We start from the raw sequence: 24458 nt of genomic DNA on the forward strand, positions 1-24458 counted from the left end.
TCGCCAGGCGCTCACGACAGTTCCCCTCGGACGATCGAGTTTCCGGAGTGTGCCGGGTTGCCGTCGAGCGGCTCCTGCGAGACGTCGACGATGGGATACTCGGTGAGGTTGACACCGGCGGGCACGGCAAAGGTCCCGGTGTCCTCCGACAGCACGCCGATACTGATCAGCTTGGTCAACGAGGTGGACATGACCCACACCTCGCGGTAGCCGGGGCCCGCCTGCGGAGCCGTGAGCTTGACGATCATCTCGCGCTGGCCGTCAGCCGTCTTCTCGACGGTCACCTCTCCCGATGACCCGGCCCAGTGGGGGAAAGGCTCCAGCTCGGCCGTTGCCACCACGGCCGGAGACGGGTGCGCCGCCGACCGGAATAACGCGACGGCGCCGCCGACACCGAGCACAAGCGCGAGCGATGCGGCGAGTGTAAGGCCCGTGATCCAGACCCGGCGCGCGCGACGTGTGCTGGAAACACGCACAGCCCGCGCAGGCGGACCCTCCAGGTGGGGCTCCGCCAGCGCGTCGGCCTGCCCGACAGCGATCGCGTCCCGAATCCTCTCCCAGACGATCGGCGACGGGCTTTCCAGCGTCGGCGGAATGGCGGAGCCCGAACGGGCGAGCGCCGCAACCCGACGCAGGCTGTCGACCTCGGCTCTGCAGAACCGGCACGCCAACACATGTTCGCGGTCGATCTGGGGGATGTCGGTTTCGTCGAGCGCCATCATGGCCAGGATTTCGGGATCGCTATGATTCATCGCCGGCCTCCAATCGCCCTCGTAACCGTTCGAGGCTCCGCCGGATGTGACTCTTGACCGTGCCGAGCGGGATTCCCAACCGTTCGGCGATCTGCGAGTGGGTGAGTCGATCGTAGAAGGCGAGGTGCATGATCGTGCGCGGAGTCTCAGGCAGGCGTGCGAGTTCGTCGGAGATGAGCATGCGATCGGCGATGTCGTCCGACCACTCGAGTGACTCCCGGTCGAGGCTCAGGATGAGCGCCTCCCGATCGCGACGCTCTCGCGCCAGCCGGGCATGCGCGTCGACGATCTTGTTCCGGGTGATCCCCATCAGCCAGGCCGCCAACCGCGCACGCGTCGGATCGAACGTCGACCTGCTCGTCCAGGCGGCCACGAAGACTTTCTGGGTGACATCTTCGGCTTCCGAGACGTCGCGCAGCGACCGGAGGGCGAGGCTGTATACGAGGCGGCCCCAACGCTCGTACATGAGCGCGAGCGCCCGCTCGTCGCCGGCGACGAATTCCGCCGCGAGCGAGGCGTCCTCGTTGCCCTGCACGAGTTCGGTCACACATAGTATTCGTCGCCAACCTGTCTTCGGATGCATCTGACCGGAAAATCTTCGTGCCGATGCATCTGAACCCCTGCTCGGATCAGAAGTGTCTGTCACGGGGTGGCGTTGTCATCCTGACGCTGAACTCAAGAGAGAAGTCATCGAATGCCCACTATCGTCGAAACGGCCATCAGCGCCGGCTCGTTCAACACCCTCGTCGCCGCCGTCCAGGCCGCAGGACTGGTCGACACCCTCAACGGCGCGGGCCCCTTCACCGTCTTTGCTCCCACCGATGCCGCTTTCGCGAAACTGCCTGACGGAACGGTGGAGGCGTTACTCGCAGACATTCCCCAGCTGACAGCGATCCTGACCTACCACGTCGTGCCCGGGGCCGTGCATGCAGCGGACGTGGCAGGACTCGACTCGGCGACAACGGTGCAGGGCGCCGACCTGACCTTCGACAGCAGCAACGGCGTGAAGGTGAACGACGCTACCGTCACCCAGGCAGACATCGACGCTTCCAACGGGGTCATCCACGTGATCGACACTGTGCTGATACCACCGGCGGCCTGAGCCGCGTCGTCTGTCTGCTGCATCCGAACCGCCCGTTCCCACAGAAGTATGTGGCGACGGGCGGTTCCGTTCGCCCCAACGCAAAGGAGCAGAGGATGCGCAAGAAACTCATCGCGGCGGTCACCATCGGGCTGGTCGCGGCGCTCGGCATGGCTGTACCGGCCCATGCCAGTCCGTCGTGGGGTCATTTCGGCATTGCCGAAGTGTCGGTCTTCCACGGCGTTCCCAACACCCCGGTCGACGTGTATGTCGACGGCTTCAGGGCACTCAACGACTTCCAGCCCGGCTCGATCGTCGGACCGTTCGCCCTGCCCGCCGGGACCTACACGGTGGCGATCACGGCAGCGACGGCACGAAACGCGAAAAACCCGATCATCGGACCGGTGAAACTGACCTTCGCCGCGAACGGCAACTACACGGTCGCCGCCCATCTCACCGCCTCAGGTGCCCCGACGGCCACATTGTTCACGAACGACGTCAGTCGTGCGCCTAACGGCGACGGCAGGTTGACCGTCCGGCACACTGCCGCAGCGCCCGCCGTGGACATCCTCGCCGGCGGAGCACCCGTCGTGACCGGACTGACCAATCCCAACCAGGCATCCCTCAACCTAGCCCCGGGTACCGTTTCTGCGGCCGTCGCCCTCGCAGGAACAACCGCCCCTGTGATCGGACCGGCGAACGTCACCATCTCCAAATGCGTCGGCACCATCGTCTACGCGTGGGGCAGCGCGGCGAACGGAACGCTCAACCTCGCGGTGCAGAACCTCCCGCTCGGCCACCGTGCGTTCTGGCCTCGCTGGAGCTTCGCGCACTGAGGCCGCTCCCTCGGCGAGAGGGATATCGGCGCCCAGTCGCCGAGGCCTCGAGCCGACAATCGCGGGGCGTGCCGGGTTGAGGTGTCTCAGGATCCTGAGGCCTCAGCCCGGCACGGATCCCCTTACGGCTGCCAGGCACGCGACAGTACCTCCGGAAATGACTCGATCAATCTTTCCAAGTAATCTACTAGCTTGGCTAGATAAATTGTGAGAGAGTGATGGTCAGATTCCTTAGATCTCGAAACATCCACCTGACAGCCGACGAAAATGAACCCAGAATTTGTCACCGAGGCAACAGCCATCAGCATCGAACGAGACAGAGCCTTGGACGATCTCCACGCCGCGTTCCAACGGAGTGCGAGCCCCGATGCTATTGCTGAGATCATCGCTGAACTCGAACTGATCAACGGGCGATGCGAGAACCTTCGCCAACGCTTCTACCCGCAGGCCGTCAAGCTCACTGTTATCGTCGGCCGCGCGATCACGTGGAGCCACAGCGGGCTGATGCGCGTGGTCTGGTCCGCCATGCCGAATGCAGTAACAGTGGCTCGATAGCGGCCCCGCGAGAAGAGACGGCGTTCGACAAACAGTGAGCGGGGTCGAGCACCCTCACCTGACGAGGACAGCTCCGGTTGCACCCATGTGTTCCTCAGACTGCGCGCACCTCACTGCCGAAGCGCGGCAGAACCACATCGAAGCGACAGCCGCTGGCAGTGTTTCGCACTGACACGTCTCCGGCATGCGCCGTGACGATGCCGTGAACGATAGCGAGGCCGAGTCCCGCGCCCGCCGAGACCAGTCCGTCGCTGATCGGGGTACGTGCGGAGGTTCCTCGCCACCCTGCATCGAAAACCCTCCCCAGATGCTCTTCCGGAATACCGCCGCCTTCGTCGATAACGCTGAGCGCCACGGTCGAATCCGCGGTCTCACGAGCCGACACGATGATGTCGGAGCCGCGCGGTGCGTGCTGGATGGAGTTCATCAGCAGGTTTCGGATGGCGCGGGAAAGTTCACGCGCGTCGCCCCAGATGGTGAGGTCGCCGGCTTGCGACTCGCGCAGCGTGACCTGACGTGTCGCAGCGACAGGGCCGAGGTCTGCGACGGCGTCGCTGACGAGGTCGTACAGGGAGAGCGGTCCGAGTTCGAGCGAGAGTGCGCCCGACTGGATCTTGGAGATCTCGAACAGGTCGTCGACCATATGACTGAGGGTGTCGCACTGGCTGCGGAGTTGCCGGTAATACCGCTGGGTATCTTCGGCGAGGCCATCCTCCAGTGCCTCCGTCATCGCCTGAAGGGCGGCAAGCGGGGTGCGCAGATCGTGGGATATCCAGGCGACGAGCTCGCGACGGGACTCGTCGAGCAGTCGTACCTCTTCGCGCGCTTCAGCGAGTCGAAGGGAGACGTCGGCCAGCTCGGTGGCAAGGGCACCGAATTCGCTTCCGGCGTGGGCGTCGGCCGAGACGACTCGCCCCTCACCGACCGCTCGCGTCGCAGCGCGCAGCTGGCGGCTGGTGCGCACGAGACCGAAGCCGAGAACCGCGGCGACTCCCAGACTCACGAGCGCTGCCACGCCGATGACCCAAGCGAGCACGATGAAATCGTGCTGCGAAATGTACATCGCCTGGGCGATCGCGACGGTGCCGCCCACGATCGAAGCGACGGCAGCCGCGACGACAACGACCAGACGAAGCAGGATGGATGCCCGCTTGGCCAGGTAGAGCACCGCAACGGCGATGGCCGAGATCACAATGGCCACGACTAGGGTCGTCGTGACGATGACCCATAGGTCTGCTAGCGAGATCATGGCGACTCCTTTCTCATGCGTTCAACGGTCACACGCTCATCCGGTAACCGACGGCCCAGACAGTCGTGAGGTAACGCGGGCGCGTGGGATCCACTTCGATCTTCTCGCGCACCCGCCTTACGTGCACCGTGACCGTCGACAGGTCGCCGAAGTCCCAACGCCACACCTCCCTGAGAAGCTGTTCGCGACTGAAAACTTGATTGGGATGCTTCAGGAAGAACGCGAGGAGATCGAACTCGCGCGCCGACAGCGCCAGCCGATGACCGAGCTTGGATACGGTGCGATTCGAGGGATCGATCGCGAATTCCCCGAGCTCGAACGGCGACTCCGGGGTCAGCTCACTGACGCTGCGCCGAAGGATCGACTGCACCCGCAGCACGAGCTCCCTCGGAGAGAACGGTTTGGCCAAGTAGTCGTCTGCACCCGCCTCGAGTCCGTCGATACGGTCTTCGGTGGACCCGAGGGCGGTGAGCATGATGATGGGCACGTGGCGCTTCTCCTGAAGACGGCGCGCGACTTCGAGACCATCGATCCCTGGGAGCATACGGTCGAGAACCACCAGATCGGGTGGCGTGCGCTCAGCGCACTGCAGTCCAGAGAATCCGTCCTGTGCTTCGTCGACGATGAGTCCAGCCGAGCGAAGGTAGCCGCTCGCCACTTCGCGGACGGTAGGGTCATCTTCGACGACGAGCACTCGCCTGTCCCGCACGTCGCTTCCCGGCCGCGCGGGCGTAGTTGCCGTCATGGCATAACAATAGGTTCGGTCGCTGGGAGCCGACACGGTTCGGTCGGCTTCTGAGCCGACTGTACGCATTTCGTAAGATTCTCGGACCCGGTGACGGGCGGCGCGCTGCGTAGCGTCGGATCGTGAGCGAACAAGTGGATGTGGTCTTTCCGTGTCTTGATGAGGCCGAGGCGCTGCCGTCGTTGCTCGCGGCCCTACCCGATGGATTCCGGGCCATCGTCGTAGACAATGGATCGACGGATGGCAGTGCGGGGATCGCCCGGGCGTGGGGTGCCGAGGTCGTGGTCGAACCTCGTCGCGGGTACGGGGCTGCGGTTCATGCGGGACTTCTCGCGTCCACCTCGGAGATCGTGGTGGCGTGCGACGCAGACGGCACCCTCGATCCGGCCGAGTTCCAGGCGCTCGTCGCTCCCGTTCGCGACGGCGCCGCCGATCTGACCATCGGTCGACGTCGGCCGACGTCCCGGTCGGCCTGGCCTGTTCCGGCGCGAATCGCGAACTGGCAGCTGGCTCGGATGCTCCGCTCGCGCACCGGGGCGAGCATCCGTGATCTGGGGCCGGTACGCGCCGCATCACGCGAGGGCCTCCTGTCGCTGCCCATCGAGGACCGGCGAAGCGGCTATCCGGTCGAACTCTTTCTTCGCGCCGAGTCGGCCGGCTGGCGGATCGCGCAGGTCGACGTCGCCTATCGGCCGCGGATCGGCCGATCCAAGGTGACGGGCACGGCTCGCGGTGCCGCTACGGCTGTCCTCGATATGCGCCGTCGGCTGGCCGAGGTCCCTCGATGACCGCCGTCGCAGTCATCGCGAAGGAGTGCCTGCCCGGCAGGGTCAAGACACGACTGCAGCCGGAGTTCGCGCTGGAGGAAGCGGCGTTGCTTGCAGCAGCCGCACTCGCCCAGACCATCGATCTGGTGTCGCGCCTGCCCGCGTCGCGACGCATCCTCTATTTCGACGGGGCGACGCCGCCCGACAGTGCCCGCGGCTGGGAGGTCATCCCCCAACGCGGCGACGGTCTCGACGAACGGATCGCGTACTTGTTCGACTCCGTGGCCGAGCCGTTGCTGTTGCTCGGCATGGATACTCCGCACCTCGATCCCCGCTCGCTGGGGCCCGTCTTCGAATCCTGGGGCGACACGGGTGCGTGGTTCGGCCCCGCGACCGACGGCGGGTTCTGGGCCCTTGCGATGAAGGATCCGGACGGCTCACTCATCCGCGGAGTCCCGATGTCGATGGAGCAGACCGGCCGCATCCAGTTCGAACGCCTGTCGTTGGCCGGGTTAACGGTCGGCCTCCTGCCACCACTGACCGACATCGACACGGCTGCGGAGGTGCCGGCGGCGGCCGAACGGTCCCCCCTCCTCCGGCGAGCTTTACGGTCGCTCCACGACGTTCGGGCCATCGCGTGAGCAGCGTCCTCGTCGACAGCCCCGGTCTCGGTTTCGGCCACGGAGGCGCCGAACCCTTCGACCATGCCATACGCTCGGGCGGCGGCCGAGTGGGTCTGATCTCCGCCGCCGGCCACGACGAGTCGGCTGCGACCCTCGACGTATCGGCCTTCCTCGCCCCAGCGACCAACGACGAAAGGCGGGCGCTCGCACACACGACAGGGCCGCTCCTCGACGTCGGATGCGGCCCCGGGCGAATCGTTCGTGCCGCGATCGACGCCGGCCGGATGTCACTCGGAATCGACATCTCGCGCGCTGCTGTCGCGCATGCGACCGGGTGCGGACTACCCGTCCTCCGGCGCTCAGTGTTCGAGCCGCTCCCCGCGGAAGGCGCCTGGGGCACCGTCGCGCTGTTCGACGGGAACATCGGAATCGAAGGCGACCCGAGCGCGCTGCTCGCGCGCTGCGCCAGTCTTCTCGGCCGTGGCGGCCGGGTGATCATCGAGGCGCATCCGGAGCACGAGCGCGACCGGCGCTTCACGGCGCAGCTTGTGCATCCGTCTGCCGGTCGAAGCGGTTGGTTCTCCTGGGCGGAGGCCGGCTCATCGACCGTTCAGTCGATCGCGGACGATCTCGGAATGACGACTATGACGGTGACCCACGGCGCGCGAGTGTTCGTCGTCGCCTCACGATGAGCGTCGCGACGAGCGCAACGAGAACGGCGATGCCGAGCCATACCAGGCCGAGGCGCGCGATGTAATCACCGGGTACCACCGTCGGGTTCCTCGGCCCCAGCACCTGCGCGACCAGCTCGGGGACGACGATCGCGGTCAGCAGGACGCCGACCGCGAACCCCGCTTCGACGACGTACAGGATCGCTGCAGGGATCCGCCGGCCGACACGATGCACGAACCGGCCGGCAAGCGCGAACCCGGGGACGATGATCGCGTCGTGGACCACCACGGCGGCGCCGAGCCAGAGGACGAGGCCGACCATCTCGCCGAACGTGAGGTCCCGGAAGACGAAGAAGGCACCGGTCGCGATCAACGCGATACCGCCGCAGAAGAGTACGACACGAGTCGCCCTCACGATGGGATCACCTCGATGGAGTGCAACCATTTCGTCTGGAGCACGCCTGGCCGGCCCGGGGCGATGACGCGGGCCGGGTAACCGTGGTCGAGGTCGAGCGTCGCCCCGTTCAACCGCAGCGCGACCAGCGTGGTCGGATCGTGCACGAATTCGGGGCCCATCGTCGTCACCCGATAGGGCCCTCTGGGCTCCAGGCTCGTGATTCGAACGGCGGCCTCTGCCGACCCGCCGACGTGGGCGACAATGTCGCGCAGCCGAACTCCGGTCCAGGTCGCTGGGGTGCTCCACCCTTCGACGCACGCGATCGGCAGCACGGCGCTGGTCTGGGGCAGCCGGGTGAGCGCGCTTCGTGAGAACTCTGCGACACCGTTCGGGCCGCGAACCGCCAGACGCCATCCGTCCGAGCCGGCAACATGCAGCACCCCCGCCGCGCTCGCAGTCTTGTTGACCGGAAGGGATTGCGGACCGAACCCCTGAACTCGCGGCGCGAAGAGGTTGAGCGGTGCGAGCCAGCCGAACGACTGTCCGGCGGTGAAGGCGACCAGGGTGACGCCGGATGCCGCTATCGTGCCGAGCAGCGCACGCCGGGACACGCGGCGCTGCCGGTCCTCGTCACCGTTCATCGGTCACGCTTCGATCGTCGACTGCGCTCCGACGCCGCCAGAACCGCACGATCGTGGGGAGCTTGAAGGCGATGTGCACTGCGATCGAACCCACGATGATCCAGGCGAGCGCGAAATGCGTCTGACGGAACGGGAACGGCCAGGGATACCACTGGTAGGTGTTGACGAGCCCGATCACCGGTTCCAGCAGTGCGCTCGAGACCAGGACAGCAATCGACGCCCGTTCGAAGAACTCGGGCACGGAGGTGACGGGCGGCCAGACGAACAACCGGGGATAGACCGTCCACAGTTTGCCGAGAATCAACGGAAAGATCGAGATCCCGACCGTGATATGGAGGCCCTGGGTGAACGCGTAGAAGCCCGGCCAGGTCGGAAACCGCATGCCGGGCAGCGGCTCCTGCAGGAGATGGCTGTACAGACCGGTGACGAAGCAGACGACGAAAGCGGTGGCGAGCAACCGGCCGATGACCACCGTGGTGCGTGCGGTGCGCGCGGGGGATGCGAACAGCACCTGCGTGCGGCTCATCCGCTCTGCAAGGGAGTTCGAGACGCGCTCGGTCACCGACATGGGACGATTCTCGTTCGGCCGCGCGGTTCGAATGGTCGCCAAATATTACGGTCCGCGAACAGCCGGCCCGAAACGACGCGGCGACGGTCGGCGGCGCGGGAGACTCGACGTGTGAAGGTCGTCGCCGTCTCTGTGCTGCTCGCTGCCCTGGTCGCGGTGACCGCGGTTTCTGCGGCGACTCTGAGTGCCTTCGTCCCCGGACAGAGCGTGCCGCTCGGGCTGGCGACCGGGCTCGCCTGGCTGCTCGCGATCGCGGCGTTCCTGACCATGCTGCGCATTCACGGGAGAGCCGCGATCGTCCTCGTCCTCGCAGGTTCCGCTGCCCTCGGGCTCGCTGCGCTGGCCGGGCCGCCGAATCTCAGCACAGATTCCGCCCGCTACGCCTGGGATGGCATCGTCCAGAACGAGGGCGTCTCGCCGTACGCGTACCTCCCGGCCGCGGACGCGCTCGCCCCGTACCGGCAGACGTGGCTGTTCCCGTCGCCTGTGCTCGCTGCCGACGGGGAGCTCCGCTGCACGGGTCCCCGGATCGAGGCGACTACGACCATTCCTGGCGGGAGTGTGCTCTGCACGGCTCTGAACCGCCCCCAGGTCCCGACCATCTACCCGCCGGTGGCAGAAGGATTCTTCGCCGCGGTCCGCGCCACCGTGCCGGCGTCCGCCCAGTACTGGCCGATGCAGGTCGCGGGCCTGCTGATCAGCCTCGGGACCACAGCTCTCCTCGTGGTGGGGATGCGACGACGCGGGATGGACGCGCGATGGGCGGCCGTGTGGGGATGGTCGCCGTTCGTCGCGGGCGAAGCCGTCACCAACTCCCATGTGGATGCGCTGGGCGCGCTCATCGTGGTGGGGGCGACCTTCCTCGCCGTTCCCGTCGCACGGGTCTCGATCGGCCCGGGCCGAGCCGTCCTCGTCGGCATCGGGATCGGGCTCGCCGCCGCCACCAAGTTCGTTCCGCTGATCGCGGCGCCGCCGATCGCCCGACGGCGACCGTTCACGATCGGCCTCGCCGCCACCCTCACGTTCGCCATCACCTACGTTCCCTACCTGGCCGCGACCGGATGGGCCGTCCTCGGATACCTGCCCGGCTACCTGAACGAGGAAGGATACGACACCGGATCGCGGTTCGCGCTGCTCTCCTCCGTCCTTCCTGGCCAGGCAGCGACCGTGACCGCCGCCGTGCTGGTCGTCGCTGTCCTCGTCGCGGCATGGTGGCGCACGGATCCCCGCCAGCCCTGGCATGCGCAGGCGGTCTCGATCGGCATCGTCCTGTTGATCGTTAGCCCGGACTACCCGTGGTACGCGCTCATCCTCATCCCCTTTGTCGCGCTCAGCCGTCGCTGGGAGTGGCTGGCGGTCGTGGTCGCGTTGTCGGTTCGACCGACCCTGCCCGAGCATTGGGAGGGTACCGTGCTCCTCGCCGTCACGGCTGTTCTCGCCGGAGCACTCACCGTCGCCCGTGCCCGCCATGCCCAACATCTCGCCCGCCCATCGGTGAGCGACAGAGCCCGACAGGAGACACGATGACCACAGCGAAGATCGGGGTGATCGGAGGGAGCGGCCTCTACCACCTGTTCGAATCCGACGCGGCCGAGACGGCCACGGTCGAGACCCCCTACGGACCCCCGTCCGGACCCATTCGGGTCGGGCGCCTGGGTGAGCGCCCCGTCGCTTTCCTGGCGCGGCACGGCGAGAACCATACGTTTCCGCCCCACCGGGTCCCCTATCGCGCGAACATCTGGGCGCTCGCATCGCTCGGAGTCCAGAACATCGTCTCGTCGTCGGCGGTCGGCGGGCTCTCCGAGCGGGCGACGCCCGGCTCGTTCCTCCTTCCCGACCAGCTGATCGACCGTACGCACGGTCGATCGGATACGTTCTTCGACGGCGACGATGTCCAGCATCTCGCTGCCGCCGACCCGTTCGACCCTGAGCTTCGTGCTTTTGCACTGCGCGGGCTGATCGACCTCGGCGAACGGGTCATCCCGGAGGGTACGACCGTCGTCATTCAGGGTCCCCGGTTCTCCACTCGTGCCGAAGCGAGTTGGTTCCGGGCCGCCGGCGCAGACATCGTCAACATGACCCAATACCCGGAGGCCGTACTGGCCGCCGAGCTCAACCTCGGCCTCGTGAGCTTGGCCTTCATCACCGACACGGATACCGGAACGGCCGACGGTGACACCACCGAAGCCGCAGACGCCTCCCTGGTGCTTGAGCGAATGGCACAGGCCGCTCCACGTATCCGGGCCGCTGTCGGCGCCATCGTCGCGGCGATCCCCGACGAATTCCGGGGGCGGCCGTCGATCCCTCGAGCATCCGTCGACCGCGTGCTCACCCGGCATCCGGCAGAGCGGATGACGCCATGACGCATCTGCTCGTCACCGGGGGGCTCGGGTTCATCGGCTCACACATCGTCGAGGAGGCGGCATCCCTCGGCTGGCGCGTCACAGTCATCGACTCCCTGCGTCCCGAGGTGCACCCAACGGATGCGATCCCCGACTGGTTCAGCTCGCTTGGCGGCGACATCGACCTGATCGTCGGCGACGCAGGAGCGGTCTCCGACCGCGTGCTCGACTCCGTCGACGTCGTCTGCCATCAGGCCGCGAAGGTCGGCCTCGGCGTGGACTTCGACGACGCCCCCGACTACACCGAGTCCAATGTCACCGTCACAGCCAGACTGCTCGCCGCGATGGCACGGCACGGCGTCGCACGACTCCTTCTCGCCTCGTCGATGGTCGTCTACGGCGAGGGGCTCTACCGCGACAGAGGTCGGCTGATCCAACCGCCCGCTCGCAGTCTGGCCGATCTGAGGGCAGGGAGATTCGATCCCATCGGCCCCGGTGGACGAACGCTCGAGCCAGCCCTCATCAGCGAGGATTCCGCGCCCGACCCGCGAAACGTGTACGCGGTGAGCAAGCTCACTCAGGAGCAGCTCGCGCGTGCCTGGTCCAGGGCGACCGGAGGAAGAGTCGCCGCATTGCGCTACCACAACGTATTCGGGGCGAGGATGCCGTCTGGCACACCGTACGCGGGAGTCGCATCGCTGTTCCGCACCAGTCTCGCGAACGGTCACGCTCCGAGAGTCTTCGAGGATGGCAGACAGCGCCGGGACTTCATCGACGTCCACGACGTCGCATCGGCCAACATCGCCGCAGGCCGGTGGCTCGAGGGCTGCGCACCCGAGACTTTCAGGCCATTCAACGTCGCAAGCGGCGTTGTGCGCACGATCGGCGACTTCGCTTCGGCGCTCTCCGAGGCGATGAACGGGCCGCCACCGGTCGTCACAAACGAATTCCGCCTCGGCGACGTCCGACACATCACCGCATCGAGCGAGCGGATCACCGCGGAACTCGACTGGCACCCCCGTCAAGACTGGGCGACGTCCATTCGGGAATTCGCGATCCAACCGGCACGGGCACCGATCGTGTGACGCTCAGCCCGAGGTTCACCCCGCCAATTGTGGATCCTGGTGCCACCGGCAATCGAGGCTGCCGCAATCGTGCCCGAGGCGGTCTTGCCGACCGATTTACGCCGTCGGGGACGCCGCGTCCTTTATGGGCTCGACGGTTGTCTCGGCCACGAGAGCGGCGACCACCTCCGCCGGCACATCCTCTTCTGCCTTGCGCTTTGCATCTTCTTCCTGTTTGACCTCGACCCGTGCTGCCTGCCAGGCGGACCAGTGTCCCGATACGAGCGCCCAGAGCGACAACGCCGAGACGTACACAACGCTGTTCACCCACCCCGTGGCAATGGATATCGGGATCATCACGACCCAGAACAATGCCAGCCATCCGTTGACTCGACGCATGAATACCGGGTCACCCTGAACCGCGGCCCACAACGTCTTCATGCCATTCGTGCTGATCTCCTTTCCATGCTCGGCAGACGTTACCCTCCAGTCGACGGCCGGAAAAGTCCCCGGATCTGCGAATTTGCTCAGACAGGGCATGAGCCGTCCCCGGTTTGATGCCGTTTCCTTCGAGTCTGGAAGGGCACTGTTTATCATGCCGAAGAGGATTCCGGAGGAGACCAAGTTGCGCGCGACGCGGCTGGTGCTCGACCATCAGGATGCGTATCCGAACCTGTCGACCGCGTGCGAGACGGTCGCGCGCCGGCTCGGGTTCTGGGACATCCTCCTCTTCTCCTGCGCGACCGAGGGTCTCAGCCCCTGGCGGCGGGAGGCGGGTGAGACAGGCGGAATCTGGGCCTGCCCCGTCCGCGCGGACGGGACGATCGACGCATCCGAGTCGTACCTGGTGGTCGACGACAACTTTTACAGCGGGCGGGCAACGCAAACGCGCGACGGCCGATGGGTGCTGCTTGCGTTCAACCAGATTGATGAACAGACCGGGGCCGGCGGCGGGATCACCGATCCGATGCCGCTGCGATGGTCGAGTGACCGGCGACTTGTCGTCGATCAGGAGGCGTCACGGCCAGTTCCCTTCACCTCGTAATCCGCTCACGCCCAGAATCCTCAGCTCCAGCTTTCCGGCCGCGACTCCGATGAGCGTCCCGGCCAGAACGTGTTGGATCGCGGATGCTGCGTGGGGCCCGGTTGTTTCCCCGCTCCCAACCCGACAGTCCCCAGCAAGCTCGTCGGCCTTCGCTGGGTTTGTGGGGGTGACCCCGCCCCAGCCGACGAAAGACCCCCAGAATGGCGAGATCCTGGGGGTTTACTAGCGGGTCGGGACTTGAACACTGCGGCGCATAGCCTGCCACCGCGCGGTCACCACAAGAAAGAAGGGAACAAATGAGTTTGATTGACCGCATTCTTGGACGTAAGTCCGACGTGATACCCGATCCTCTGCCGAAGGGGGTGGCGTCGAGCGACGCCTTGGCTGTGGATCGATACGAATAGATGCTGCGAACTGCTCCGCCAAAAATGACCGAGAAGGTCCACGTGGAGGCGTTCGGAAAAGTGACGCCAGCTCAACTGGACGTGTTGTTCGACCGGTTCACTGCTGCGGTTGCGAGCGATGCCGACCGGCCAAAAAGCGCGCGACCCCGGAGCTTTTGCCCGAACGGCCGCCCGCGCCGAGGCTCATGGACCGGGTGCAATTTCCCGGATCCTCGGGGCGGATCCGGGCAACCTCGGACTGAACACGGGGGCAGGTCTCGATCCTGCTGGTTGCGCCGCCTCATCGGCCCTCTGAGCCGCCTGGGATGGCGAATACTCTGCTTGGGACGACTTCGGCGACTGGCTCTGACACCGGCTAACATCGATACCGTGCTGATTTCTGAGGTCGACAGAGTCTAGCCACCGGCAACCGGTGGCGGCCCCGCTTCCCCGATGTTGCGCCAGCAGACCGCAGCAGTCCAGGCAGCTCAAGCGGCGGATCACGCAGTGAAAGCTGAGCGACGGCAACGGGCCGAAGCGGAAAGCAAACTCGCCCGCCGCGCGCGCACGGCGAAGACGGCGAACGAGAACAAGCGCGGATCCAAGATCCTCATGAACGGGCTGGGTTCCCGGGCAGAGGTGTCGGCGGGAAAACTCCGCTCCGGCTTGGACGATCGTCTCGACGCCGCGAAGGCGACCCGTGAAGAGGCAGCGGCGCGCGTCAGGCCGGACCAGAAGATCAGCCTGCAGCTTCCCGACCCTGACGTCGCATCGAGCAGACGGATCGGGGAACTTCGGGGGACCAATCGAACGATCGCGATCCAAGGGCCGGAAAGGATCGCGATTGTCGGAGCGAACGGGGTGGGCAAGACCACTTTGCTCGAAAACCTCGTCTACGGGCGCGCGCCCGAAACCGGGCGGCCGGCAGGCGTGCTCCACACCGATCGGGTCGGCTACCTCAGCCAACGACTCGATGGCGTCGATGACGAACTCTCCGCGCTTGAGAATCTGCGGGAGGTTGCGCCTACCGTGCCCGACGCCCAAATCCGGAACCAGCTCGGCCGCCTTCTCATCAAGGGAGCGGACGTGAACCGTCCTGTCGCCACACTGTCAGGCGGCGAACGCTTCCGTGTCTCGCTGGGCCGCCTGCTATTTGCCGAGCCGCCAGCGCAGCTGCTGGTGCTCGACGAGCCCACAAACAACCTTGACCGGACAAGCGTGGATCAGCTGGTCACCGCCCTCACCGGGTACCGGGGAGCCATCCTTCTCGTCAGTCACGACGATCGCTTCCTGGCCAGGCTCAGGCTCACCGCAGCATTCGAGCTGGATCCGCGGGGAGGACTCAAGGCCGTTGATCTGCCGCCGGCCGTTTCAACTCTCTGGTGACGGCAGAGCGGCACGCCCTACGAAAAAACCCCCAGAATGGCGAGATCCTGGGGGTTTAGTAGCGGGGGCGGGACTTGAACCCGCGACACCACGATTATGAGCCGTGTGCTCTAACCACCTGAGCTACCCCGCCGCGGCCTCCGTTTGCGCTGGAGGGCGGAGCCCCCTGTGGGAATCGGACCCACTACCTCTTCCTTACCAAGGAAGTGCTCTACCAATGAGCTAAGGGGGCGAAGCCTGAGCACGACGGTGGACCGTCGGCCGTTTTTGGCAACCGTACGAGAATACCATCCCGCGAGGGCTGCCAAAAACACACGATGACCGACCGTTACCGCACTTTTCGCCGCGCTCGCGCCAGGCGAGAGGACGACAGAAGGCTCAGACCTCGGCGCCCGCGAGCGACGCGTCCGACAGCGCGGCCACATCCTCAGCGCTGAGTTCGACCCCGACGCTCGCGACGAGGTCGGCGAGCTGCTCCGCGTTCCGCGCACTCGCGATGGGCGCGACCACCGTGGGCTGCGCGGCGAGCCACGCGAGCGCCACCGAGGCCGGCGCGACACCGTGCGCCTGCGCGATCCGGTCGAGTTCGACCAGCACTCCGCGGCCGCGGTCGTCCAGGTACTCGGATGCTCCCGCGGCGCGCGGGCTGTCGATCGTGACACCGTCGCGGTATTTGCCGGTCAGGAATCCCTTGGCGAGCGCGAAGTAGGGCACGACCCCGAGGCCTTCGCGCTGCGCGAGGTCGCGGTACGCGTCCTCGAAGCCCCGCTCCACCAGGTTGTAGTGCGGCTGCAGCGCGACAGCGCGGTGCAGGCCGTTCTCGTTCGTGACGCGGAACCACTCGGCGATGCGCTCGGGCGTGTAGTTCGAGATGCCGATGTACCGCACCTTGCCCGCGTCGACGAGGCTGGACAGCGCGCCGACGGTCTCCTCGAGCGGGACGCTCTCGTCATCGAAGTGCGCATAGTAGAGGTCGATGCGGTCCGTCTTCAGCCGCTCGAGGGACGCATCCGCCGCCTTCAGGATGTTCTCGGCGGCGAGGCCCTTGAAGTCCGGATGCTGGCTCACCTTGGTCGCGATGACCACGTCATCCCGGTTTCCCCGCGCCTCGAACCACTCGCCGATGATGCGCTCGGAGTCGCCGCCTGTGTTGCCCGGCACCCACGCGGAGTAGCCGTCGGCCGTGTCGACGAAGTTGCCGCCCGCTGCTGCGTACCCGTCGAGGACGGAGAACGAGGCGTCGCGGTCCGCGGTCCAGCCGAACACGTTCCCGCCGAGGGACAGGGGGTAGACCTCGAGGTCAGAGGTGCCGAGGGTTCTGCGCGGTGCGGTCATGGAGTCTCCTTCGTGATGGGCCGACTTCCAAGCTAACGCCTCCCCCGGAGACGTATTCCCAGCACCCTACAGAGCGAACGCGGGCAGCGTCACCCCGGGCAGCCGCCACGCGGTGAACGACGGCCCCGTACCGGTGAGGCGGATGCCTGACCCGCCATCCTGCAGGCCACCCGAACCGACGAGCGGCGCGACCCCGGCATCCGGCCGGGTCACGAGCCCCGGCGGCAAGGCAAGGTCGTACGCCTCGCGCGCGGCGACGACGAGGATCGACTCGTCCGCATCCTCCCGCACATACACCAGCACGTCCGGGCCGACGTGCAGCCAGCGCATCCCCCCGCCGTTCAGCGCGGAGTGCGCGCGGCGCAGACCGATGAGCGAGCTGTAGAGCGCGATCGACTCGGCTGCGGCCCCGTCCACCTCGGCCCATGGCAGCGGCGTGCGCGATGCCTCGCCGTCCACGCCGGTGAGCCCGAACTCGTCCCCGGCAAACACGACCGGGATGCCCGGGAGCGTCACCGACATCCCGAACGCCACCGGCACCACACCGGGCTTCGCGTTCGTGAGGAACCGCGGGGTGTCGTGGGTGTCGAGGGCGTTCATCGTCCCGAGGCGCGTGCGCCAGGGGAACCCGGCCACGAATTGCCGGTGAGCGGCGAAGAACTGCTCGCCGTCATACAGCGGGATGGTGCCGAACGGCAGCCCGAAGTACGACGACTCGCTGTCGGGCTCGGACAGCCAGCCCCAGAGCGGGCGCGTGAAGTTGGTGTACGTCATCGCGCCGTGCCATGCGTCGCCCGGGAAGTCGCTGGCCGCGTCGTTGGTCGATTCGCCGAGCAGGATCGTGTCGGGGTTCACCTCGAGCATCGTGCGGCGGATCGTGCGCCGCACCTCCTCGTTGAGGTCGTGGTCGAGATAGCGGCCGGTCATGTTGGCGACGTCGATGCGCCAGCCGTCGAGGTCGTACGGACCGGCCAGCCAGCGGCCGACCACCGAATCCGGCCCCTCGATGAAGCGGCGGCGCAGCTCTGCCGAGCTCCAGTTGAACTTGGGCAGGCTGGGCACACCGAGCCACGAGACGTATTCGGTGTGCTCGTCGTTCAGCCAGTAGAAGAACTCGCTCTCCGGCGCATCCGGGTTCCCATATGCGGCCTGGAACCATTCGTGACCGTCGCCGCAGTGGTTGGAGGTGAGGTCGCCGATGACGCGCATCCCGCGTTCGTGCGCAGCCTCGACCAGCCGGATGAGCGCCTCGTCTCCCCCGAGCAACGGGTCGACCACGGAGAAACTGGATGCGTCGTAGCGGTGGTTCGAGCGCGCCGGGAACACCGGGGTCAGGTAGACCATGGTGGCGCCGAGCCGCTCGAGGTGGTCGAGGTGCTCGCGCACTCCGTCGAGGTCGCCGCCGTAGAACTGCTGCGAGCGCGCGGGCGGCACGACGTCGACGGGGTCCGACCAGTCGGCCGGGATCGCCCAGTCGGGCGTCGGATGCGCATCAGCGGCGGCCGACCGCGCGAACCGGTCGGGGAACACCTGGTAGAGCACGGTGTCCTTCACCCACGCCGGTGGCGCCGGAAAGGTCACCACTGTGAAGTCCTCCGAGTCGAGCGTCTCGATCTCGTGCAGTCCGGTGGCGTTCACCCACACCTTGCGACCGTCGGCCCGGGAGATGAGAAAGCGGTAGCCGTGCACCGGGTTCTCGACGTGCAGCGGCGCCTCCCACCAGTCCCAGCCGTCGGCGCTCGACACGACCACCGCATCCGTGAACCGCGGTTCGTGATCCGGGTTCGACCGCGTGCGGACGGCATCCACCGCTCCCCACGCGTGGGGCACGCGCAGGCGCACCGCGATGGTGTCGCCGAGCGCAGGCTCCTGGCTGGAAACGTACAGTGGCGAACCGTCGTGATGAGGCAGCATGTGCCTACTTAACCGAACCTGCCGTCAAACCGCCAACAATGTATTTCTGCAGCGCGAGGAACAGCGCCACGACGGGAAGCGCGGCGAGCACTGCGCCGGCGGCGAAGATGCTCCAGTTGTTCGAGAACTCCTGGGAGACGAACGTGTACAGGCCGACCGCCAGGGTCTGGGTCGAAGGGTCGGTCAGCACGACGCTCGCGATCACGTATTCGCCGGTCGAGCCGATGAACGACAGCAGGCCGACGACCGCGAGGATCGGGGCGACGAGCCGCAGGATGATGCCGAAGAAGATCTGCGCGTGGCTGGCGCCGTCGAGCTTCGCGGCCTCGTCGATCGACACCGGCACGGTGTTGAAGAACCCGTACATGAGGTACGTGTTCACGCCGAGCGCGCCGCCGAGGTAGACGAGGATGAGGCCGAGCTGGCTTCCGAGACCGAGCGCAGGGAACACATCCGAGATCGCCGACAGCAGCAGGAAGATCGCGACGACCGCGAGGAACTGCGGGAACATCTGGATCAGCATCAGCGACAGCAGGCCGATGCGGCGACCGCGGAAACGCATCCGCGAGAACGCGTACGCAGCCATCGCACCGAGGAAGACGGTGCAGCCCGCGGTGACGAGGCCGATCACCATCGAGTTCAGGAACCACAGCGCGAACGGCATGTCGGGGTTAGTGAACAGGGCGACGTAGTTCTGCGCGTCGATGGTCGAGAAGAGCGCGTTCGAGCCGACGAGCGAACCGCCAGGGTTCAGGGATGCGCTCACGACGTAGAGGAGCGGGAAGACCGCGACGACCACGAGCGTGATGCCCACGACGTGACGCCAGCCGGTGTCGCCGAACCAGCGGAGGAGGTTGAACGGCCTCTTGTTCATGAGTTGATCTCCTCCAGGGACTTCGTCTTGCGGAACGCGATGATCGAGATGATCGCGATCAGGATGAAGATGAGGATCGACAGCGCACTGGCGAGACCGTAGTCGCGCACGCCGCCCTGCCCGAACGCCACCTTGTAGACCATCGTGATCAGCAGGTCGGTGGACCCGATGTCGAGGGTGGTGTCGGTGAATCGCGGCCAACCTCGCGTGAGCATGTAGATCACGTTGAAGTTGTTGAAGTTGAAGGCGAAGGATGCGATGAGCAGCGGGGCGACCGAGACCAGCAGCAGCGGCAGCTTGATGGAGCGGAAGATCCGCCACGGGCTCGCCCCGTCGACGCGGGCGGCCTCATCCACCTCCTCCGGCAGGGACTGCAGGGCCCCGGTGCAGACCAGGAACATATAGGGGTATCCGAGCCAGAGGTTGACACCGATCACGCTGAGCCGCGCGAGCCACGGATCGGTCAGCCACGGGATCTGCGCCCCACCCAGCAGCACCTGGTTGATGAACCCGAACTCCGGGTTCAGCAGGCCGGCCCAGACGAGACCGGAGAGGAACGCCGGGAACGCGTAGGGCAGGATGACCAGCACGCGGTAGATCTTCTTGCCACGCAGCCGCGGATGGTTGAGCACGAGCGCGAGGAACAGACCGAGGCCGAATGTGGTCGCCACGGACAGGAACGCGAAGACGAAGGTCCAGATGATGACCTTCCACAGTGGACCGGCCAGCTGCGGGTTGGTGAACGCCTTGACGAAGTTCTGCAAGCCGACGTCGACCTTCCAGCCGGGGCTGAGCGTCTTCGTGCCGTCGACCTGCTGGAACTCGCCCTTGCCGTTGTCGGCATAGACGACGCCGTTGGCGTCGGTGAAGGTGTCGGCCTTCGCGTCGTAGGTGAGGTCGGACTTGTAGACGTAGGCCGTGCTGGCGTCGTCGGTGCGCAGGAAGCCGTCGTTCGGGTTGCTGGAGACCGGCACCTTGAGCGAGGTGATCGCATCCTGCTGGTCGAGGACCTCGGAGAGGTTCAGGCTGCGGTAACCGGGAACGCCGGTGGCGCGACCGGTCGAGTCCTTCTCGGCGTTGGTGACCGGCTTGAGCGGCTGGTTGGTGGTTCCGATCGAGGTGGTGCCGTCGGGTGCGGTGACGAGCAGATAAAGAGGAGCGCCGCGCTGGAGGACGCTGAGCTGGTACTCGGGCGAATCGGGGATGCGCTTGGCGCCGGCGCTCGAGATGGAGGCGACCGCGTCCTCTTTGGTGCTGTTGTGTCCGTCGCTGTAGTTCGTGAAGGCGATGTAGCCGCTGAAGGCGACCACGAACACCTGGAAGAGCAGGAGGAAGAACACCCCGGGGGCGAGGTACTTCGCGGGGAGCCGCTTGCCGCGGCCGAGGTAGATCCAGTTGATGACGCCCGTGACGAGCACGGTGACCGCGACCGGGATCCACATGTGGAGGCCGACCATGACGAAGACCGTCCAGACGGCGAAGGCGTCGAGCAGGCCGAGCAGCACGATCTTGGCGATCAGTCCCCCGATGCCGCTGGAGCCGCTCGTCCGTTCCGGCCTCGCCGACCGTGCCGGCTTCGCCGGCTTCTGGGGGCGGATGCGCGGGGCCCGGTCAGTGCCATCGGCCTGCGTACCCGGGTCGACTGCGAGCTCATCCGCGGAGTCGAGAGTGTCGACGCGATCGTCATCGTTCATGGTGCAGCTGCTCCTGTGGTGCGTGCAGGGACCGGGGCCGCGACGTGCGCGACCCCGGCCCGGCGAGGGGGCTTAGCCCTTGATCTTCGACTGGATGTTGGTGACGGCCGTGTTCCACACGGTGGCGGGGTCGCCGTCGCCCTTGATGAGCTGGAGCTCCGCGGAACCCCAGTCGGCCCAGACGGATGCCATCTCGGGGATGGCCGGCATCGGAACGCCGTTGAGACCGATGTCACCGAACGACTTGATGTCGGCGTCGGTCTTGGCGACAGCGTCGTAGGCGCTGGTGAGCGCCGGCGGACGGCCACCGACCTTGTACAGCTGCTCCTGGACCGCGTCGGTGCCGAGGTAGTCGACGAGGAACTTCGTCGCTGCGACCTTGTTCTTGCTCTTCGAGCTGATGAAGAACGCGTTCACACCGAGGAACGGCTTGGCGTCCTGGCCACCGGCCGACGGCAGTGCGTCGATCGAGTACTTGATGCCGGCCTTCTTGATGGCGGGCACGTTCCACGGGCCGGTGAGGTAGTACGCCGACTTGCCCTTGGTGAAGGCATCGAGTGCGATGTCACCGGTGATGTTCGGGTTCAGCACGCCGTCCTTGCCCCACTGCTTGACAGCGGTCGCGAACTTCACGCCCGCCTCGTCGCCGAGGGTGAGCTTGCTGGCATCGTAGCTGCCGTCCGCCTTCTGGGCGAAGACCGAGGAGCCGAACGAGGTCTGGAGCGGGTACATGTGGTACGGGTCGCCCTGCTTGGGGTCGAGGCCCAGCAGGAACGGGTACTTCGCCTTGCCTGCGGCCACAGCGGCCTTGCCCTCGGCGAGCACGTCGTCGAAGGTCTTGGCTGCGGTCGGCGCGAGCTCCGTGTTGCGGATGAGCGCGACGTTCTCGATCGAGTACGGGAGACCGTAGACGTTTCCGTCGTAGGTGACGGCCTGGACTGCGACCTTGGCGAAGTCCTTCTCCTTGTCGCCGAGCTGGAGCGGGGCGACGACGCCGTTCTGCACGTAGGCGCCGAGCTTGTCGTGGGGCGAGACAATCATGTCGGGGCCCTTGCCGGTCGGGACCTGGCTGATGAAGTCCTTGTCGACGTTGGCGAAGTCCTTGACGACGAGCTTCACCGTCACGCCGGTGTCCTTCTTGAACTGCGCGGCGACCTCCTTGAGTGCGGGCGCGCGCTGCGTGTCGACCCAGAGGGTCAGCGTCTGCGAGCCCTTGGAGAGGTCTTCTCCCGAGGTGTTCGACGAGCATCCGGCGAGTGCGGTAGCCGCGACCGCGGTGGCGGCCAGGGCGGCGATTCCTACCCAGGACCGTTTGGTCACCTTCATTGGTGTGCCTTTCTTCTGTGATGTTCCGGAGAACGGTCGCCCCGACACAGTGGCGAGAGACCGTTCTCCCAGACGCTTTGATGCAAGCGCTTCCAGTTATAGCAAGCCGATTGCAGGAATGCAATTGTGCGTAACTGCGGGTGTTTACGTGGATTGCCGAGGAATGCGGGCGATTTGGCGGCAGCACGAAGCTGTCGTGTAGGGTCGATCATGGAAGCGTTTGCACGATTGTTACATTCGGTACCCAGCTTCCGGGCGGCTCGCTTCGATAGCATCGACGTCAACGACCGACTCGAGCCCAGCGTTGCGCCCACCGAACGACTGAGGATTCCTGTGAACTCGACCATCGTCATCTCCGAGCCCACCGAGACAGCACGCGAGAGCGCTGCGCCCACCGAGCCCACCCTGGGCCGCGAGTGGTGGCGCACCGCCGTCATCTACCAGGTGTACCCGCGCTCCTTCGCTGACTCGGACGGCGACGGCCTCGGCGACCTCGCCGGCATCACCCGCCGCCTGCCGGCCCTCCGCGACCTCGACGTCGACGCGGTCTGGCTCTCGCCGTTCCAGACCTCCCCGCAGCGCGACGGCGGCTACGACGTCTCCGACTACTGCGACGTCGACCCGATCTTCGGAACGCTCGCCGACTTCGATGGGATGCTCGCCGCATCCCACGCCCTCGGCCTGCGGGTGATCGTCGACATCGTCCCCAACCACTCCTCCAGCGACCACGCGTGGTTCCGGGCGGCGCTCGCAGCGAAGCCCGGCAGCGCCGAGCGCGAGGTCTACATGTTCCGCGACGGAAAGGGCGCCGCCGGCGAACTACCGCCGAACAACTGGGAGTCCGTCTTCGGCGGCTCCGCCTGGACCCGCATCACCGAGCCCGACGGCACGCCCGGCCAGTGGTACCTGCACCTGTTCGACACGTCGCAGCCCGACCTGAACTGGCAGAACCCGTGGGTGCGCGAGCAGTTCCGCGGCATCCTCCGCTTCTGGCTCGACCGCGGCGTCGACGGCTTCCGGGTGGATGTCGCCCACGGCATGATCAAGGCGGCCGGGCTTCCCGACTACACGCCGCCCGCGGTTGGCGGCAGCATGGGCGGCGGCACGGCCACCCTCGAGCCCGACATCAGCTCCGAACCGCCGACGGCGCCATACTGGGCGCAGGACGGCGTGCACGACATCTACCGCGAGTGGCACGACGTTCTCGAGGAGTACGACGACGACCGTGTGCTCTGCGCAGAAGCCTGGGTCGAGCCGCTCGAGAAGCTGGCCCGGTGGGTCCGCCCCGACGAGATGCAGCAGGCGTTCAACTTCGAATACCTCGAGACCCCGTGGTCGGCCGCAGAGCTGCGCTGCGTGATCGACCACTCGATCTCGGCTTTCGCTGGCGTCGGCGCCCCGAGCACCTGGGTCCTGTCGAACCACGATGTGGTCCGGCACGCGACCAGGCTGGCGCTCACTGGCGAGAACCTGCAGGGTCACGGCATCGGCCCGAAGACCCCCGGAAAGCCCGACGCGGTCCTCGGGCTCCGCCGCGCCCGTGCCGCGACCGCGCTCATGCTCCCGCTGCCCGGCTCCAGCTACCTGTTCCAGGGAGAAGAGCTCGGACTCCCCGAAGTGATCGACCTCCCCGATTCGGCGCGCCAGGACCCCACCTGGTTCCGCACCAACGGCGAGCGCTACGGTCGCGACGGATGCCGCGTGCCCATCCCGTGGGAAGCATCCGCACCCTCCTACGGTTTCGGCCCGACGGCTGCCAGCTGGCTGCCGCAGCCGGCCTCGTGGGCCGGGTTCGCGCGGGATGTCCAGCTCGGCGACCCGGCGTCCACCCTGTCGCTGTACACCACGGCCCTCGCCGTGCGTCGTGAGCGCAACCTCGGGCTGGGCGCGATCGAGTGGCTCGACGGATTCGGCACGGACGTCGTCGCGTTCCGCAACGGCGGCCTCACGGTGATCGCGAACCTGGGCGAGGCGCCGGTCGAGCTGCCCGACGGGGAGCTCGTGCTCGCGAGCGGGCCGCTCTCCGGCCGCACGCTGCCGACCGACACGACGGTCTGGCTGGCCTGAGGCGCGGCGCGGATGCGCGTCCCCCAACGTTGCCCCGCCGCTGTAATTCAGGAACCTTCACGCTCGAAGCGGCACTGAACGGCCAAAACCGGCCGATTCAGCCCGATCGGGCCCACACGTTCCTGAATTTCTGAACGCCAGCA

25 protein-coding genes and 2 tRNA genes are annotated in these 24458 nt (G+C 66.7%); 12 read left to right on the forward strand and 15 right to left on the reverse strand.

Annotated features, from left to right (window positions below; all coding sequences use genetic code 11):
• Positions 1 to 11: 11 nt before the first annotated feature.
• Positions 12 to 719 (reverse strand): anti-sigma factor, encoded by a 708-nt coding sequence (locus tag ACV7NN_RS07935; protein WP_463349029.1) that lies wholly within the window; start codon positions 717 to 719, stop codon positions 12 to 14.
• 22 nt (positions 720 to 741) lie between these two features.
• A complete protein-coding gene (locus tag ACV7NN_RS07940; protein WP_463349030.1) occupies positions 742 to 1299 on the reverse strand; it encodes an RNA polymerase sigma factor in 558 nt (185 codons plus the stop codon).
• Between the two features lie 147 nt (positions 1300 to 1446).
• Here ACV7NN_RS07940 and ACV7NN_RS07945 point away from each other — a divergent pair, with 147 nt between their 5' ends.
• The 3 genes from ACV7NN_RS07945 (at position 1447) to ACV7NN_RS07955 (ending at position 3224) form a co-directional block, all read left to right on the forward strand.
• Positions 1447 to 1854, forward strand: coding sequence for a fasciclin domain-containing protein (locus ACV7NN_RS07945; RefSeq protein WP_463349031.1), 408 nt, complete (start codon positions 1447 to 1449; stop codon positions 1852 to 1854).
• 95 nt (positions 1855 to 1949) lie between these two features.
• Positions 1950 to 2669, forward strand: coding sequence for a DUF4397 domain-containing protein (locus ACV7NN_RS07950; RefSeq protein ID WP_463349032.1), 720 nt, complete (start codon positions 1950 to 1952; stop codon positions 2667 to 2669).
• A 267-nt stretch (positions 2670 to 2936) separates the two neighbouring features.
• Entirely contained in the window at positions 2937 to 3224 is a 288-nt protein-coding gene (locus tag ACV7NN_RS07955) for a hypothetical protein (protein WP_463349033.1), read from the forward strand.
• Positions 3225 to 3318: 94 nt separating this feature from the next.
• On the opposite strand, the gene ACV7NN_RS07960 is transcribed toward ACV7NN_RS07955, so the two are convergent.
• Both ACV7NN_RS07960 and ACV7NN_RS07965 read right to left on the reverse strand, forming a co-directional pair.
• The gene (locus ACV7NN_RS07960) at positions 3319 to 4473 is read right to left on the reverse strand and encodes a sensor histidine kinase (protein ID WP_463349034.1); all 1155 of its coding nucleotides are present in this window, start codon (positions 4471 to 4473) and stop codon (positions 3319 to 3321) included.
• Positions 4474 to 4501: 28 nt separating this feature from the next.
• Positions 4502 to 5218 (reverse strand): response regulator transcription factor, encoded by a 717-nt coding sequence (locus tag ACV7NN_RS07965; RefSeq protein WP_463349035.1) that lies wholly within the window; start codon positions 5216 to 5218, stop codon positions 4502 to 4504.
• Between the two features lie 122 nt (positions 5219 to 5340).
• Between ACV7NN_RS07965 and ACV7NN_RS07970 the strand changes: the two genes are divergently transcribed.
• From ACV7NN_RS07970 to ACV7NN_RS07980, 3 genes are read left to right on the forward strand one after another with little or no spacing between them, the layout of a single operon-like run.
• Positions 5341 to 6006 (forward strand): glycosyltransferase family 2 protein, encoded by a 666-nt coding sequence (locus ACV7NN_RS07970; RefSeq protein WP_463349036.1) that lies wholly within the window; start codon positions 5341 to 5343, stop codon positions 6004 to 6006.
• Complete coding sequence (locus ACV7NN_RS07975; protein ID WP_463349037.1) at positions 6003 to 6626, forward strand: TIGR04282 family arsenosugar biosynthesis glycosyltransferase; 624 nt, start codon at positions 6003 to 6005, stop codon at positions 6624 to 6626. The genes ACV7NN_RS07970 and ACV7NN_RS07975 overlap by 4 nt, the downstream gene beginning before the upstream one ends.
• Positions 6623 to 7300: a methyltransferase domain-containing protein gene (locus ACV7NN_RS07980; protein WP_463349038.1), complete on the forward strand. Its 678-nt coding sequence runs from the start codon at positions 6623 to 6625 to the stop codon at positions 7298 to 7300. Before ACV7NN_RS07975 ends, ACV7NN_RS07980 begins: the two co-directional genes overlap by 4 nt.
• Here the strand turns inward: ACV7NN_RS07980 and ACV7NN_RS07985 are convergent.
• Genes ACV7NN_RS07985 through ACV7NN_RS07995 form a run of 3 tightly spaced genes read right to left on the reverse strand, consistent with a single transcriptional unit; the run spans position 7251 to position 8885 of the window.
• Positions 7251 to 7694, reverse strand: coding sequence for a hypothetical protein (locus tag ACV7NN_RS07985; protein ID WP_463349039.1), 444 nt, complete (start codon positions 7692 to 7694; stop codon positions 7251 to 7253). The two genes, ACV7NN_RS07980 and ACV7NN_RS07985, sit on opposite strands and share 50 nt — an antisense overlap.
• Positions 7691 to 8317, reverse strand: a complete 627-nt coding sequence (locus tag ACV7NN_RS07990) for a molybdopterin-dependent oxidoreductase (RefSeq protein ID WP_463349040.1) — start codon at positions 8315 to 8317, stop codon at positions 7691 to 7693. Before ACV7NN_RS07990 ends, ACV7NN_RS07985 begins: the two co-directional genes overlap by 4 nt.
• Positions 8307 to 8885, reverse strand: a complete 579-nt coding sequence (locus ACV7NN_RS07995) for a hypothetical protein (protein ID WP_463349041.1) — start codon at positions 8883 to 8885, stop codon at positions 8307 to 8309. The genes ACV7NN_RS07990 and ACV7NN_RS07995 overlap by 11 nt, the downstream gene beginning before the upstream one ends.
• A 111-nt stretch (positions 8886 to 8996) precedes the next feature.
• Between ACV7NN_RS07995 and ACV7NN_RS08000 the strand changes: the two genes are divergently transcribed.
• The 3 genes from ACV7NN_RS08000 to ACV7NN_RS08010 are packed head-to-tail and all read left to right on the forward strand — an operon-like array spanning position 8997 to position 12312.
• Entirely contained in the window at positions 8997 to 10412 is a 1416-nt protein-coding gene (locus ACV7NN_RS08000; protein WP_463349042.1) for a glycosyltransferase 87 family protein, read from the forward strand.
• Positions 10409 to 11248: an S-methyl-5'-thioinosine phosphorylase gene (locus ACV7NN_RS08005; protein ID WP_463349043.1), complete on the forward strand. Its 840-nt coding sequence runs from the start codon at positions 10409 to 10411 to the stop codon at positions 11246 to 11248. Before ACV7NN_RS08000 ends, ACV7NN_RS08005 begins: the two co-directional genes overlap by 4 nt.
• Positions 11245 to 12312 (forward strand): NAD-dependent epimerase/dehydratase family protein, encoded by a 1068-nt coding sequence (locus ACV7NN_RS08010; RefSeq protein WP_463349044.1) that lies wholly within the window; start codon positions 11245 to 11247, stop codon positions 12310 to 12312. Before ACV7NN_RS08005 ends, ACV7NN_RS08010 begins: the two co-directional genes overlap by 4 nt.
• 96 nt (positions 12313 to 12408) lie before the next feature.
• On the opposite strand, the gene ACV7NN_RS08015 is transcribed toward ACV7NN_RS08010, so the two are convergent.
• Positions 12409 to 12888: a hypothetical protein gene (locus tag ACV7NN_RS08015; protein WP_463349046.1), complete on the reverse strand. Its 480-nt coding sequence runs from the start codon at positions 12886 to 12888 to the stop codon at positions 12409 to 12411.
• Between ACV7NN_RS08015 and ACV7NN_RS08020 the strand changes: the two genes are divergently transcribed.
• Together ACV7NN_RS08020 and ACV7NN_RS08025 are read left to right on the forward strand one after the other, a co-directional pair.
• Positions 12887 to 13336 (forward strand): hypothetical protein, encoded by a 450-nt coding sequence (locus ACV7NN_RS08020; protein ID WP_463349047.1) that lies wholly within the window; start codon positions 12887 to 12889, stop codon positions 13334 to 13336. The two genes, ACV7NN_RS08015 and ACV7NN_RS08020, sit on opposite strands and share 2 nt — an antisense overlap.
• An 836-nt stretch (positions 13337 to 14172) precedes the next feature.
• Positions 14173 to 15105, forward strand: a complete 933-nt coding sequence (locus ACV7NN_RS08025; protein WP_463349048.1) for an ATP-binding cassette domain-containing protein — start codon at positions 14173 to 14175, stop codon at positions 15103 to 15105.
• Between the two features lie 59 nt (positions 15106 to 15164).
• Here ACV7NN_RS08025 and ACV7NN_RS08030 read toward each other — a convergent pair.
• The 7 genes from ACV7NN_RS08030 to ACV7NN_RS08060 all read right to left on the reverse strand — a co-directional run bounded on the left by ACV7NN_RS08030 (position 15165) and on the right by ACV7NN_RS08060 (position 22248).
• Positions 15165 to 15238: transfer RNA gene (locus ACV7NN_RS08030), tRNA-Met, on the reverse strand.
• A 27-nt stretch (positions 15239 to 15265) separates the two neighbouring features.
• Positions 15266 to 15337 (reverse strand) — tRNA-Thr (locus ACV7NN_RS08035).
• Between the two features lie 146 nt (positions 15338 to 15483).
• A complete protein-coding gene (locus ACV7NN_RS08040) occupies positions 15484 to 16440 on the reverse strand; it encodes an aldo/keto reductase (protein WP_463349049.1) in 957 nt (318 codons plus the stop codon).
• Between the two features lie 66 nt (positions 16441 to 16506).
• Positions 16507 to 18354, reverse strand: a complete 1848-nt coding sequence (locus tag ACV7NN_RS08045; protein WP_463349050.1) for a glycoside hydrolase family 13 protein — start codon at positions 18352 to 18354, stop codon at positions 16507 to 16509.
• Between the two features lie 4 nt (positions 18355 to 18358).
• Entirely contained in the window at positions 18359 to 19228 is an 870-nt protein-coding gene (locus ACV7NN_RS08050) for a sugar ABC transporter permease (protein WP_463349051.1), read from the reverse strand.
• Positions 19225 to 20922, reverse strand: coding sequence for an ABC transporter permease subunit (locus ACV7NN_RS08055; RefSeq protein ID WP_463349052.1), 1698 nt, complete (start codon positions 20920 to 20922; stop codon positions 19225 to 19227). Before ACV7NN_RS08055 ends, ACV7NN_RS08050 begins: the two co-directional genes overlap by 4 nt.
• A gap of 72 nt (positions 20923 to 20994) precedes the next feature.
• Complete coding sequence (locus ACV7NN_RS08060; RefSeq protein WP_463349053.1) at positions 20995 to 22248, reverse strand: sugar ABC transporter substrate-binding protein; 1254 nt, start codon at positions 22246 to 22248, stop codon at positions 20995 to 20997.
• A gap of 351 nt (positions 22249 to 22599) precedes the next feature.
• Here ACV7NN_RS08060 and ACV7NN_RS08065 point away from each other — a divergent pair, with 351 nt between their 5' ends.
• Positions 22600 to 24315: a glycoside hydrolase family 13 protein gene (locus ACV7NN_RS08065; RefSeq protein ID WP_463351262.1), complete on the forward strand. Its 1716-nt coding sequence runs from the start codon at positions 22600 to 22602 to the stop codon at positions 24313 to 24315.
• Positions 24316 to 24458: the final 143 nt, after the last annotated feature.

This window comes from Leifsonia sp. Ger2509, assembly GCF_055231915.1.